The organism is Microbulbifer maximicatervae (SeqCode), assembly GCF_056232625.1.
In genome coordinates this window covers 4466934-4481410 of the sequence record NZ_CP174324.1, presented here as the reverse complement: position 1 = coordinate 4481410, position 14477 = coordinate 4466934, and the positions used below count along the sequence as shown (strand labels likewise).

Below are 14477 nucleotides of genomic sequence, written 5' to 3'. Positions count from 1 at the left end.
TAAAAGGCCTTGTGCCGGCTCCCCTTTCCTGCCGGGAACGCAGTGACTAAAGCAAAAAAGGGATTGCGGCAATTGCGCAATCCCTTTTTGAAGTTATGTATCACCAAAAGCATTGTTACTTATTACAGAGGGCCAGAGGGGTCGCCACCAGCACATGAGGAGTAGTTACTGGCCTTAAAGCGATGCTCAAAAATCAGCTCTACATCCCTAATTGCTTCAACATCCACCACTGAACCGTAGATATCCTCCAATAAGAAGGATAAACGCCAACCTGTCGCTGCCACACTGCGTTCTTTAAATTTATTCGTAACCGTATTGATAGAACCCGCTCCAGATCCAAATACATCCAGAGCCGCACTCATAGGTACACGATAACTATTGCGAACAGCAGCCAGCTGAGAAAGTCCTGCGGCATCCCAGAACAGCGCACTGTAAGTGTTGAACTCTCCCTCAACCCCAGCAGCACCTTCATCAGTGATAACTTCATTTCCAGGGAGAGAATCCCGCACAACACTGGCACCACCATAGGTAAGGTAAGCCGGGGTTTGAACTTCACCACTAGTGCTATAGAGAATGGGGATATTAAGCTCTACTGTTTCAATCTTATCCCCATAGGCACCAGCAACCGCGATACAGCTCTCCCCATCCACTTCACTGATAATCGGTCCAGTGAAAAGGTCACTCCTAACAGGTTCTTTAACCGTACTAAACTCGATTGTAACCCAGGTGTCTGACCCGAAAGTGCGCGCCAGTAATTTCAGCTGTTCTTGGAAGGCCTCTCGGGCGCTTAAGCGGGGCCCGTTTTGCTGATTCGGATCTGGGTGTAAATAGGTTTGCTCTCTACCGTTAATACTATCCCTGTATCCGAATACATCCTCTTTGATGGAAAAGACATCTCTCTCCTGATGAGAAGTAGCTATACCCGGCGAGTCAAAATCCATCATTTTGCCGTAAAAATCCCACATATCCCCAGCACTGCGCAGATGGAATACAGAGCCTTTGCTGATATCTACATCACGAATAGCGAAAGGTTTTTGCCATTTGTACTCCAGGGCCTCGGCAGTATAGAAAAGCCACTGTTGTGCCCGATCAAAATCACTGGTCGCTTTTAAGGCCGTCTCTGTAATTCGACGAGAATAAATCAAGTCTGCAAAATAGCGCTGAGCGGCCATTGGGGCGTCACTGGTTGCAACCGCGACCAAGCTTTTGGCCTGATTCAAAATAACAGAGAGACGTTTTGCTTCCTGCACCAGTGTCGCTTCACTCTGGGCGAGTTCCAAAACAATGGCATTCACTTCGAGCCATAAGCTTTCCAGGCGGTACTGACTACCAGCTTGCAGAATTTTACCGCTGCTATCATACAGAGACGCACGGTGCTCAGCTGCAAGAGTCACGTTCGCAGCTTCGGGCAAAGTAAAATCATCAAGGGTGTCAATAGAGTTGTTAACTGCAACCAAACGATCTGAAAGTTCACCAACGGCATCCCAGCTACTACTCATGTAAGTTTGAGCTGCTATAGATAGAGATTCGAATAATACCGAGTGGGAGTTGAACACTTCTTGCTTCTGGCGAATGCGATTAATCTGTTGGCCAAGTGAGCTCTGCTGCGAATGATAATCCACAACAATCTTCTCAAAACCATCTGCAACACCAGCATCTTGCGCTAAGCGCTCCACTTCCAACTCGATTTTTGCCAGGCGATTATCAAGCCGCTGAAGACTTAGGGTGATAGAATTTTGAACACTTTCTACATTCCGCGACCAAGCAGCTACTTCACTATTGTCTCGAGCCTCACTGGTGATATCTACACAGCTTTTTTCATAGCAACTACTTGGGAATCTGGCACCTAACAAACTGTATAATTTATTAGACGACAGTTCATGGCGCCCAATATAGGCGTCCGTTAATGCCTGGGCATTATGGAGGTAGTTATCATAATCCAACTTGGCAGTAGCAAGACTACTGTCCGCCTGCACAATAAAACCTGTGTCTTCCCCATCGAGGAACTCACTCAATATATTGAAAGCATCAAAATGTGTATCGCTGCTAAAACCATGTGGCACAGCTAACTTCGACATACCGAGGAAATTGGTATCACCGGTAAGCCAGGACATAGCATTTTCCAGCTGATCAAGTTGAAAATGCCACTGCTCTACCGCCTGAGGTAAACCGGAATGCGAAGATACTTCAGTAAAATCAGTACCGGAGAATAGAGTGCGTAACTCAGCTTCCTTGGCTACCAGAGTATTCCGCAAAGATAAAATCTCATCGATCATTTGAGTAGACAAGGAAGAGTTAAGCTGGTCTGACTCTATCAATAAACCTGCCTGCTGTACTTTTACAGCAGCGAGATTACCCATTAACTGGTACAGCAAGGTGATATCTTTGTACTCGCCAGGCAAAACACCGGCTGGGGCGACATCGTTTTGGGTATTTGTTACGGAATCATAATATCGAGGGCTAACTTGCCCCCGAGAACTGGTCAATTGCTGCAGATAAGTGGGCGTATTCTCTACAAGAGCCACATACTCAACGAAAGCACTATTGAGCAGGGTAAAGGCATTCCCGACATGCTCAATTTCAATAGCAGCCAGCTCTCCATTCAAACGACTGGACAGCGCCTTATCTAGAGCAATATTGGCGTGAACAATTTCTGCGACCGCTCGATCGTAATAGAGATCCAGCAACGACTGTTGCAGGTCTAAATTCGTGGGGTATAACTCTAATTGTTCATAAATCAGAATTTCAGCAACAGAAGTACGTGCACGCTCCGGATCGCCATATAAATCAGAAAACTCTTTGGGAGAGACACTGCTAAGATAGCTATTGATGACTTCTTCAGATGTACCATCCAAGCTATACATTAAATCTAAATAACGGAATGCTGCATTATCGCGAGAATAAACCCCACCTTGCGGATCCTCTGCCTCAGCACTTACTGAATCAGCTTCGTTATAATAAAGCTGCTTACGAATAGCATCTACTAGCAGCTGACCTTCTACTTGAGTACCAATTCCAGTAGAAAAATCCAGTGCACTAGCTCCATCTAGTTTTGATGCAACTATCAATTCATTGCCAGACAACTTATCTGTGACTCCAGATTCGCCTCTAGCAGGGGAGTGCAACGACAGCCCAGCAACTAGTGCCAGTCCCATAACAGCTGTCGATTTCGACGAGTATTTCATTTATTCCCTTCCTATATTCTTATAATTTATCCCTTTAGCCTGCTACATCCATCCACATACGTTCACCGCAATAAAACAATACAACAGGATAAAATTCGCACGCTTTCTAACATGGCAATTAATTTAATTCAACAACAAAAATTTTCCACCAACCCGCATTACCACCAAATTTAATTAATTAAATAAATTCGCATATAGCAGGGGCAAATATTCATGTTAAATATATTTACAGAAGGGCTCTCGTATACCCCGAAAAACATCATTAAGAAAAATTAAAAATCTACATTATCTTGACTATAAACATGATTCTCACAGGGTCCATAATGGATAGTCGTAGAACATAAAATTATCGACTCAGCAATATTAAACAACTCAAAGTAATGCCTATAAGAAATAATCATATTTTGGTCACAACCCTATAGGCAAACATCAGAAAAATAATTAATTTTCTCAACATGGCTTCTTATTAAGCAGGAAACACAATTTCTTATATTGATATTTTTAAACGATAGAACCAAATGAGGAGTTCTTATCCACGCGGAAATTATAAATGTTCAATAAAGCTATAAATACTTCACTCAGAGCACCAATGCGGAGATAATTATTGGTATCCAATATCTATAGGGCTATCCATGCCGGACCTTAAAATCAAAGATCTTTCTATCGGCACCTTACAGGGCGCAAGTTTTACCCTGGAACCCGGCCTAATTACCTGCATATCTGGATCATCTGGTTCAGGCAAAAGCCGATTGCTTAGAGCCATAGCAGATCTGGAATCTCACAAAGGTGATATATTCCTGGGTGGTAAATCTCAAAATTCTTACCCGGCACACAAATGGAGAAGCCAAGTGATGTTGGTTCCCGCGCAGACTGCCTGGTGGGAAGAAACTGTCGGCGATCACTTCGCAACCCCCATGAATGATGCACTTAAACTTCTCGGCTTTCCTGAAGATGCAGTAAAGTGGCAAATAAATCGACTGTCTTCGGGAGAAAAGCAGCGCTTGGCTCTTATTCGCGCAATATCCTACAAACCCCAAGCGCTTCTTCTAGATGAGCCTACGGCCAATCTAGACGCCAGATCTGCCCAGGAGGTAGAGCAATGGCTGACAGGGCTTATTGAGGAGCACAAGCTGCCTACGATTTGGGTAGCTCATAGCCAGGAGCAGATTCGAAGGGTAGCTCACCGCCACTTGGCCATTGTTGATAATCAACTGAAAGAACAGGAGATCCGTCGATGAATGTAATCGACCTATCCTGGTGGCAGTTGTCTTTGGCAGCAGGGTTGGTATTGGCTCTAGCCGTATGCACTCATGTAGCGCGACTAAAACTAAGTAGATCGTTAATTGTTGCCGCTCTACGCACGGCTATTCAGCTCACTCTGGTAGGATTGGTACTGGAAACCCTTTTTGCAGTTGGCACCCTACTTTGGGTGGGACTTCTGGCTTTGGCAATGCTGCTATTTGCTGGGCAGCAAGTGGCAGCCCGACAAAAGTATCGCCTGCTCGGTGGCTGGAGTTTTGCCGTAGGCACTTTATCAATGCTGGTGTCCGCTTTCAGTATCACCATATTGAGTTTGGCCGTACTGATTGGCCCTACTCCCTGGTACCAACCCCAGTATTCCATTCCACTTTTAGGTATGTTGCTGGGGAATACAATGACTGGTGTTGCCCTAAGCCTGGACCGTCTAACAGAAAGTATGCACCGCTCCAGGGATATTATTGAGAATCGCTTGATGCTGGGGCATACCTGGCAACAAGCCAGCCTGGAGTTTCGGCGGGATGCGATGCGTGCAGGATTGATGCCGACAATTAATTCCATGGCTGCCGCTGGGATAGTATTTTTGCCGGGAATGATGACAGGGCAGATTCTCTCAGGCACCTCCCCTACAATTGCCGTCAAATATCAAATCCTGATTCTTTTTGCGATTGCATCAGGCACCGGTTTCGGCACTTCTCTCGCCGTTGCCCTGGCCTCAAGGCAGCTCTTTGATAAGCGGGAGCGCCTGCGCACTGATCGCCTGATTAAAAATGTCTAAAGTCTGTGGAGAGATGATTCGATCGAAGGAAGGAGAGCACTGGACACCTGAGAACCAGCGCTCTATTAACCTTTAACGGCCAAAGAATAAGATAGCCCCGGCGATAATCAGACCTACCAGCAAGGCCCATACTCCCCGCAGCATCAGCGATCGGGCATATTCCGCCTCTTTGTAACGCAATGCATAGGGAATGCCGGTAATCGGCCCGAGGACGATCGTTACAATCCCCCAAACCCAGCGCTTGTTACCCAAGGCCGTCAACGCAGCCATCAGGCCACCAAACCAGCATAAAGTTACGCCAATTACAATTACCACCAACGCCAGGATGGACCACCATTGATTGGCCAGGAAAATTTCTACAATTTGGGTTTCAGTCATGGAATTTAGCCAGTCCGTATTACCTTCCGATTACATCTTAATGCTCTCGGCACCTTAAAAGATTAGGTGCTTCCAGAACGAGACATCCGGATACCAACGCAAAGATGCTAAAAGAGCCGCCGCAGTGAGCGAACCCCATGCAGATGACCCTTTTGGTACCCTTCTAAGCTGAAATCACCAGTGATGGGAGCGGCGATACAGCCCTAGGACGCTATAGTAACCCTAAAGTGAATCCCGGGCGTATATTCCGTCTTGACTAAAAGATACCCATAGAGATAGCGAGCACTCACTATCATGAGTACTCAGTAACTATCTCCAGCCCCGTGATCTTCTGGGTGTCGTTGGCAAATTCGTAGTAATCCGGCTTTTCATCGATAAAGATTTGATGGGTCATTGTTGTCTCGGCCGGAAGATCAAAGATCCCCGCTGGCACTGAGTATTGGGAAGTTTCCTTTAAGCGATAAAAGAGGTGCGAACCGCACTTTGAACAAAAACCCCGTTCAGCCCAAATTGATGAATCAAATACACTGACATGTTCCTCACCGGTAATCTCAACACTGGTTTGACAATCCACCGCCAACAGAGGACCACCGCCCCATTTTTTGCACATACCACAGTGACAAACCCCCAAATTTGAAGAGGGTAAAGATGCGCTAATTGTCACTGAACCACAGAGGCAACTTCCGTGTACTTGAGTCATTTTTTTACCTAAGTATTTCTTACTTCAGAAAATCAATATCAAAATCGGGAGTGGAATCTACCATAGAAAACTAATCAGCCATTGATCAAAATCAGCAATATCGTAAGCTTCACATCGCAATGTGAAATAGTGCACAAACCTCCCAAGAAATAATCACTCCGCAATAAACAGCCAATAAACAATAAATCACTGCTCATTCAGCTCACCACACTAAACTCATCCTAACATCTAAAAAGTTAATGAAAGTCCTAAGATTTTTTCAAGCCAGCCAAACATGTGCACCTTATCAAGCAACATTAACGCTTATTTACGGGGATTCAGGCCAACTTATATATTCCCCGAGAGAACCCACTCAGCAATCAGACATTATTTGAATTATTTTAAATAAACTCTAATTCGAAAATTCCACCCTTGGATCACCAAAATCCTTACCAATATAGTCAGGTGCGCAAGGGATTAATTCTGAAGCCTCTATTCCCGCATCAATCAAATACTTTTCGACATTTCGGCTTCGCTCCATTGCCAAATTTTCAAGTTCCTCACGAAGTTCCAGAGATGGGTTTTGGTAAAAAGCAACTTGAGCTCTTCCGCTTCTGCTCATACCTGCCATGGAATAGGGGTACAAGGCTTGCCAGTCCCGGGCATTAGAGATGCCGCATACTCCTGGCCGTGCGTCAGGGTTCTTAAGTAAAACAAAGACCATACGCTGTAGTTGTGTCAGTGCTAAATTAGTTAATTTTGCACTTCCAGGCTCAAAGTCAATAGACGCAAATGATTTCGCCCTGAAACGCCCCCAGGCATAACGTGCCAACAAATATACGCCATAGGGAGTCAAATAGCTTATCAAGGCATCTATAATTGCCTTTTGTAGCAACTCACTAAATACAAAACTAAAGGAGAACTTGGGATCGCGAATATTGCCGCTAACAGGCATGCCAAACTTGATATCCCCCCGCCCGTCTTTTAGCAACCATAGAGCAATATTCAAGGGAATCAGAGTGGACTTCACCGGTAGCTGATCATCTTTCCGCACCCGGCGAACTTTTAGTTTTTCCAGTCGTATATCGGCAAAGCCATCGAGTTCATTTTCAAATACCCGAATATTAACTACCGCATCTCCCTGCCCCTGAAGGATTTTGTAACCTAACAACTTGGCCATATAAGGCGTAGCAGGTATCAAATTTACGCTGGTGAGATATCCGGTAAGATCAGCATTCCACTTTTTATCTCCCAAGTAATCTACAGTTCCCCCTATCTGAACCTCACCAAATCCGCCAGGCCTTCCATTAACAACAATCACCGCAGGGGGGTGTTCGGCTAAGTTACTTAAATCACTGAGATTAAAGTTGATATCCCGGACCGGTAAGCGGGCCCTGAATTCATCTTGATAGTCTACCCAACTAAAAGTGCCGTGTTTTAGATATAGGTCACCGAGATGATATAGTAGCGGTGGGCTGCCATTCTCCCTGAAAGCAAATGTGTCAATACCACCAAATCCTCGCAGTTCATTAATTTTTCGGGCTACCGGAAACTTCCCCGATAAATCCCTTAAGAGAATAAATCGAGGGCGCAGAAAGTCGATAAAACCAACAGTGAGTGTTTTCTTAGGGCGGTAGTAGCTCAAACCTTCAACCCACAGGGACTTAAAATCAGCCATCCATCTATGGCGATCAAAATCCAAACTATCCGGGTTTCTCTCAAAAAAATGAAAGTGAATTGCCTCACCACTGGCAAAGCGCCACTCGGTATCGGTAAAGAGCAAATGCGACAAGGTTATGCTCTCACCGTGCACTAACTCTTCCCCAGAGGGTGAAAGTAAAGTGATGCCATTGACCCTCACAACAGCAAGTTCTGCCCCCTGACCACGGCGGTAGTTTCCCTCCAGCATTAAACTCGAGAAGCTGAAGCAATGATCTCCCTGATCCAGATAACCACTGGGAAAACATCCTGCAATTTCCTTAAACTGTAAATCCTTGAAGTCAACTCCCTGCCGACTGATATTTAAGTGCCCGGCCCCCATACCGGATACGGATAAAAGTTTAAGTGGCAATTCCTGTGGAAAATTTTGCTCATGCAACTGTACATTACTTATTTTTATCCCAGAAAGGATAAGCTGCCTACCGCTAGAGCCATTAATACCTTCTGCCTTGCCAATACTAAAGGCCCCAAATTCATAACAGGGCGCAATCTTTTCGTCTTTTAATAGTCCCCCTGGCATACATCCCCTCGCACCAGAGGCTTTCGCCAAAGATTCCCCTTGCAAGGAGATATTATCAATTTCAAATTTTGGTATTTTCAGCGGGCCCAAATTTTTCCTGGGTATTGATAACCCAACCAATTCTACAGAACCTTGAAGTGACCAGGGGTGTGACAATTTGATTTTCTGTAATCCCGGCATGGATAATTTATCAACCCCAAAACAATGGTGGGAGTCACCTGCCCTGGCCCGACTCAGCTTATCCACAGTTACTGCAAGCCCCGTATCCCGCGTACACACCCGGATATTCTGCAAGCTTAGATTCGACACTGAGAACTCTGCACCGCTATCCCAGATAAATCGACTCCAACTCAAGCTCTGGACACCGGCTTCTAAATAGCCGCTACCCTTTTGCCAAAACGCGATAGGCTTACTCTTTAACGGTCCTAAATCCAAGCGGGGGGCGTCGGAATCTATACCCAATTTTGCCCAGGAATCACTAAAGCTTATTTGTGGGGTCTCAATGCAATCAGCAAGACCCATATCTTCATTATTTTCAGAAGAATAAGATCTCAACCCACAAAGCAGAACATCATCGATATTGAGCCCATAAAAATCGAGAGTATTGGAGGAAAAAGACGTTCTCTTCGTGAATACTCGCCCCAGTTGCAACATGGGTACAGTTTCAAAGTCCTCCTTTAATTCCACTTCTTCGATCGACCAACCGCTTTTCCCTACCGAATGGATATCTTGCCCAAATACACAGGTCGGTATCGATTTATACGCCTCTGCTAGCCAGGGAAGACACAAGGTTACTCTGTCAGCAGCAACATCCTGCAATGCAATTTTTGACTGGGTAGGCTTTTCCCGGGACCATAGCAACTCTAGCTTTGGTATAAGTACACCCCCAAGGTCAAAAACATTCTCGCCAGACAGGTTTTTCAACTGCACGGATTGAATTGCTGAGTCATCCATATTGGCAATTAGATTGCGTTGGCTGAAATAAACGAAGGAGTAATCTCCCAGTAAAAGGCGCTCAACATCTACACAGTGAATATTTAGTGAACTCACTTGCCTACCGCCGGGAAAGCAGCCACTCAACTGCTCAGCATTTGCACCGGGCAAAGCGATATAAGATTCAGAGTCTGGTGTACGTCTATGCCTTAGCCTGACAAGGGGTAGCTCTATCTTTTTTAAGTCAAATAATTTCCTGCCTCCTTTTGTCTTCGCTTCAGCACTAACCACGGAAATTTTTTTTACAGAGAGATCTATCCCCTGCTGCCAAGATATAAAGAGCGGCTCCCTTTGCTCTAATGAGTGGATATCAAAGCAAACTGGCAGGTTTTCGTGGTTTTTATTGGCGCGATAAAATAACCTTTTCCAACCTTCATTGAGACAGCCAGCCAGTTTCTTCAAAACAAGGTTTTTTATTTCCAGGTTTGGGTTTTCTATGGTGGCCAGCCCTAAGTCGTCAGGATTTTTATCCGCATCAATATTTTGTTGATCCAGTCTTCCTTTTTCGGTGCCGTAATTATCATCACCAACTCCTTGAGGAATACCCGGTAACTGACTGGTCGCCACCCAAGGATTATTTGTAACCTTTCTTTTAAATAAGCTATCGCCACTTTCAAACTGCTGTATCAGTAAGCCACTTCCTGCACCAGCGGAATCATTTAGAAGTAATCGGTGAAGGCGCAGTTTTCCCAAAATGGCATAGCCATCTTCACCTCCCTGCCAGGCAAAATGTCCCTGCCCTGAAAAGCTGTTCAAACGTGCGCACAAAGGCTGCCAATCCGAGGGGAGAAAGTCCTGCGGCAAACACCCTGATAGTGACTGGATAAAAAAGTCCTGAGCAGATAGCGGGCCGTTACGACCTATTGTATCAATGGCCCGCCAGCGTAGGTCCTGTAGTTTAGCTCTGGGACGGCCTCTGGCACCTATTGAAAATTGAGCCAATTGCAGAGGACCGCTAGAAAGCCCCCAATCAATATTGTGTTCAGCAGAGCCGAACTGAAAGGCAAATTCCTCTGTACTTTTGAGACCAACCATAGAGACACAGTGATCGGGCTTCTTCCACAGACCGCCCGGTACACACCCATTGGCTGTTTCTATCGCAAGATGGGCAAAAGATAATATTCGCGTTTTGGCATAAAACTGAAGAGGACCAAATACACCATTATTAGCCCTGATGGGATGGCTGGTAGATCGAGCCATATCCAAGAGGTAGCCCCGATTAATTGAACTGGCCCCTGTATTTATTTTTAAGCGATCGTTCCAGTCGAAAACCGTTTTTTCCGGCAGGTCTAAATTAGCCGCTCGCAGACACAGGTGGGAATTGGCGTTACGCAGATGTCGTGGACACCAATCAAATGCCTGGGCAAAGCCTCGCCTCCATCCCAAGCGCTTTTTCGGGCGTTCAAAATTAAACTCACTGATGCTAATAACCCCGGCCCGCCAATCCTGCCAAAGGCGATCACTGTGCCTCAGTACAACACTCTCACCATTGAGCTGCCGCCACTGGGCACGAGCCTTGCGGCCAAACCCGAATTTCATATCGCCTTCTGCGGCAAGCCGGCGGGCGGAGGCGCAATGTCCAATCAGGCTTTGCAGCCCTGTTATTGCATCGGCCCAACGCTGTGGCGGGCATCCTATAAAGTATTCCGCAGTAAACTTGTTAAGATCTGTATTGAGGCTCGGCCAGGAAAAATTGACCTGAGTTCCTTTCAAGCTGCCTATCACCGTGTTGTATCGTGATTTACCTCTCTCCCAGACCAATAAATCACCGACCTGTAAATCCCCAATAGCAATATCTACGTTCAGGGGAACATCACCTTTACGCCATAATGCCAGCGTGAATTTATCGGTTTGGAGTTTGCCGATGGCTGCGCAGGTGGCTTGGCTCCAAATAGGCTTGTGCAGGTAGCAAAGTTCGCTGTCTCGTATCTGGGCGCGACCGATAAGCAGCCTGAAATCGCGATCCTGTCGCGCTCCGCCTCCAAGATTCCAGCCACCCACCTCCCACTCCCGGTACAGTTCACCCGGGTAAGATTGCAAGTCCATATAGGCACCGCTCACCGATGCCTTGGGTAAATGAGCTCGCCCCCATAACAATTGCCACCAGCTGTAATCGAGCATTACCTCATGAGCAGAGAATCCCCGCCCTTCGCGATTCTCAGCTTTAACATCAATCGCTATAACACTTAGGTCCAGCAGCGATACGCGCAAATGATCCACATGGAATTCAAGGCCTCGCTCCTCCATCCAGTCGCCAGCTTTTACCCGCACCCAGTTTGCTGCCCACCAGTGAAGAACTTCCACCAGCAATAGCCCAGCTAGCAGCCACCAGATTAAGCGGCGGAAAAAGGCACTCTGAGAAGCGGGCTCTGGGGGCATTAGAATTAAGCGCCAGAAAATGAATTTTATGCAGATTACAACTGCAATTAGGCCCATACAGTAAAGACCAGCACCTGGGGATTTTTTTGCCTTGGCGCTGCTATTCGCGATAATAAGCAGCTGCGTCGTCCATTCGCTCGCAGTCAAATGCGAACTGTCTACTATTTATCCAGGGGTGTATTTGCGCGGCGCGGAAGTTTGGGAAGCCAGTATCCTTACCGCCTCTCATTTTTTCTGTTACCCAGCCAGTGAGTAGACATGCAGGAGCATCCAAACTACCAGGACATCCTTTTGGTCGGCGGCGGCCATAGCCATGCTATTGTGCTGCAAATGTGGGCCATGAACCCTCTGCCAGGCGCGCGTCTGACCCTAGTCTCTCCCCAAGTGCAAACCGCCTACTCCGGTATGTTGCCCGGAATGGTTGCGGGCCATTACTCCCTGGAAGACACTCATATAGATCTTGCCAGGCTCTGCCGGGCCGCTGGTGCCCGCTTTATACAGGCCTGTGCACACGAAATTGACATCGATAATCGCACCGTATCCCTATTGGGTAGACCTCCCATAGAGTACGACCTGCTCTCTTTGGATGTCGGCGCGACTCCCGCCCGCGAGTTACCGGGCTCCGAATTGGCAATCCCGGTAAAACCTATCGGGCATTTCTACCGTTTCTGGCAAAAGCTGCAAAAACAGGTTGGTGAAAACACCTCACCTTTCCGCTTAGGAGTTGTCGGCGGCGGTGCCGGAGGTTGCGAGCTGTCGATGGCAATGGCTCACGCTTTACAAGGTGCCGTTAAGAAAAAGCAGGTAGAGGTTCACCTGATTCATGGTGCCGCAGCAATTCCCCAGGGCTATCCAGTCAGAGCACGCAAATTAGTCTCAAAGGAGATGCAAGAGCTAGGGGTTCAGTTACACCATAACTGGACCGTTAATGAAATTACCGAACAGGGTGTCGTTAATGAGAGCGGTGACTGCCTGCCCCTCGATCAGCTAATACTCACCACCAATGCCTGTGCTCCCCCCTGGCTGGCCAACTCGGGCCTGTCCCTCGATGACAAAGGCTTTGTGGTGGTGGATCAAACACTTCGCGCCCAGGGGCGGGAAGACGTTTTTGCAGCTGGTGATGTGGCCAGTTTCGCCCCAGAGCCTCTACCCAAGGCCGGAGTTTACGCCGTTCGCCAGGGGCCAGTTCTATTTCACAATCTGCGCGCCTCCCTGACCGAACGCCGCTTAAAACAATACCGGCCACAAAAAGATTTTCTCAGCCTGCTCTCCTGTGGTGGCAAGCGGGCTGTGGCAGTAAGAAATGGCTTCGCCGCTGCAAGCGGTCTGATGTGGCGATGGAAAGACTCTATCGACCGCACATTTATGCGACGCTTCAGTGAGCTGCCAATGGACATGGCTGATCACACTGCCAAAACCAAAGACATCGTCGACCAGCGCTCAGGCTCTTCTCTATCTCCTATGCGCTGTAATGGCTGTGGCGCAAAAGTTGGAGCCGACATCCTGCGCCGCACGCTGGCGACCCTTCCGGATCAGCATTCGGAATACCTGTTAAAGGGCGTCGGTGATGATGCCGCAGTTATGGATCTACCGGCTAATCATTTATTAGTGCAGAGCTCCGACCAATTGCGCGCACCTGTAGATGATCCCTGGATATTTGGTCGCCTGGCGGCCCTGCACGCCCTATCCGACCTATTTGCTATGAATGCTCGACCCGCCACCGCACAAATCCTTGCAACCCTGCCTACGGCTGCAGAGGAAATTACCCGGCGAGACCTACAGCAGTTGCTTGCGGGAGCCATCCACGAGCTGAACCGACACCACTGTGTCCTATCTGGCGGGCATACCGCCGAAGGTTCTGAAATGCTAATGGGCTTAACCGTCAATGGATTTTCCGAGCGGGAGCAACTCCTGGAAAAAACAGGTGCCCGCGGGGGAGACTGCTTGATCCTGAGCAAGCCATTGGGAGTAGGCACTATCCTGGCAGCAGAGGGCGCGGGAGAGGCTAAAGGCCTATGGTTGCAGCAGGCGCTGGAAACCATGTTGCATAGCAATGCCGACGCCGCAGAGATATTTGCCCGCCATAACGCCAATGCGCTGACGGATGTCACGGGCTTTGGGCTGCTGGGCCACCTATTGGAAATGCTCGGCCCTGAAGGATTAAGCGCGACACTGATCGCTGAGAATCTACCGCTAATCTCCGGCGCCGCCACTTGTATCGAGCGCGGATGGCTATCCAGCCTGCAACCGCAAAATGCCAATGCCTACGCCTTTGTAGAAAACCCCCAGGAGTGGCAGCCATTGCCACAGTGGTCATTGATTACCGATCCACAGACTTGCGGGGGGCTCCTCGCTGCTGTTCCTATTGACCAAGCTGAAGCCTGCGTGGGCGCACTGCTAGAACGCGGTTACACCCAGGCGTCAATAATCGGTGTAGTAACAGACTCACAGAATCCAGAAGTAAGCGTACACTTGCGCAAGTCTGCAGACTGGCGAGCGCTAATTTCACAGGACAACGAGACAGTACCAGGCCAGGTTTAAGGATTTTGCGAAACCGGAACAACAGCCGGATATGAGCTTTGTATGATT

The 14477-nt window shown here is 47.7% G+C and carries 7 protein-coding genes; 3 read left to right on the top strand and 4 right to left on the bottom strand.

Translation table 11 applies throughout. The annotated features are described in order from the left end of the window. Positions 1-122 precede the first annotated feature (122 nt). The gene (locus ACJJI6_RS19595; protein ID WP_445361059.1) at positions 123-3185 is read right to left on the bottom strand and encodes a hypothetical protein; all 3063 of its coding nucleotides are present in this window, start codon (positions 3183-3185) and stop codon (positions 123-125) included. A 632-nt stretch (positions 3186-3817) separates the two neighbouring features. Between ACJJI6_RS19595 and ACJJI6_RS19590 the strand changes: the two genes are divergently transcribed. Further along, positions 3818-4423, top strand: coding sequence for an ABC transporter ATP-binding protein (locus ACJJI6_RS19590; protein ID WP_445361058.1), 606 nt, complete (start codon positions 3818-3820; stop codon positions 4421-4423). Then, complete coding sequence (locus ACJJI6_RS19585; protein ID WP_445361057.1) at positions 4420-5220, top strand: ABC transporter permease; 801 nt, start codon at positions 4420-4422, stop codon at positions 5218-5220. Before ACJJI6_RS19590 ends, ACJJI6_RS19585 begins: the two co-directional genes overlap by 4 nt. Before the next feature lie 72 nt (positions 5221-5292). Here ACJJI6_RS19585 and ACJJI6_RS19580 read toward each other — a convergent pair whose 3' ends face one another. The 3 genes from ACJJI6_RS19580 to ACJJI6_RS19570 all read right to left on the bottom strand — a co-directional run bounded on the left by ACJJI6_RS19580 (position 5293) and on the right by ACJJI6_RS19570 (position 11888). Then, positions 5293-5598, bottom strand: a complete 306-nt coding sequence (locus ACJJI6_RS19580) for a hypothetical protein (protein ID WP_282931129.1) — start codon at positions 5596-5598, stop codon at positions 5293-5295. Between the two features lie 292 nt (positions 5599-5890). Then, on the bottom strand, positions 5891-6298 hold the full coding sequence (locus ACJJI6_RS19575; RefSeq protein WP_413663447.1) for a GFA family protein: 408 nt from the start codon (positions 6296-6298) through the stop codon (positions 5891-5893). A 391-nt stretch (positions 6299-6689) separates the two neighbouring features. After that, complete coding sequence (locus tag ACJJI6_RS19570; RefSeq protein ID WP_475711811.1) at positions 6690-11888, bottom strand: DUF748 domain-containing protein; 5199 nt, start codon at positions 11886-11888, stop codon at positions 6690-6692. A 258-nt stretch (positions 11889-12146) separates the two neighbouring features. On the opposite strand from ACJJI6_RS19570, the gene ACJJI6_RS19565 reads away from it, so the two are divergent. Then, entirely contained in the window at positions 12147-14429 is a 2283-nt protein-coding gene (locus ACJJI6_RS19565; protein ID WP_475711809.1) for a slr1591 family oxidoreductase, read from the top strand. The last annotated feature ends 48 nt before the right edge of the window (positions 14430-14477 follow it).

Excerpts from the sequence above, each read along its gene's own strand:
- ACJJI6_RS19595 (WP_445361059.1), bottom strand. The coding sequence starts at position 3,185 with ATGAAATACTCGTCGAAATCGACAGCTGTTATGGGACTGGCACTAGTT.
- ACJJI6_RS19590 (WP_445361058.1), top strand. The coding sequence starts at position 3,818 with ATGCCGGACCTTAAAATCAAAGATCTTTCTATCGGCACCTTACAGGGC.
- ACJJI6_RS19585 (WP_445361057.1), top strand. The coding sequence starts at position 4,420 with ATGAATGTAATCGACCTATCCTGGTGGCAGTTGTCTTTGGCAGCAGGG.
- ACJJI6_RS19580 (WP_282931129.1), bottom strand. The coding sequence starts at position 5,598 with ATGACTGAAACCCAAATTGTAGAAATTTTCCTGGCCAATCAATGGTGG.
- ACJJI6_RS19575 (WP_413663447.1), bottom strand. The coding sequence starts at position 6,298 with ATGACTCAAGTACACGGAAGTTGCCTCTGTGGTTCAGTGACAATTAGC.
- ACJJI6_RS19570 (WP_475711811.1), bottom strand. The coding sequence starts at position 11,888 with ATGCCCCCAGAGCCCGCTTCTCAGAGTGCCTTTTTCCGCCGCTTAATC.
- ACJJI6_RS19565 (WP_475711809.1), top strand. The coding sequence starts at position 12,147 with ATGCAGGAGCATCCAAACTACCAGGACATCCTTTTGGTCGGCGGCGGC.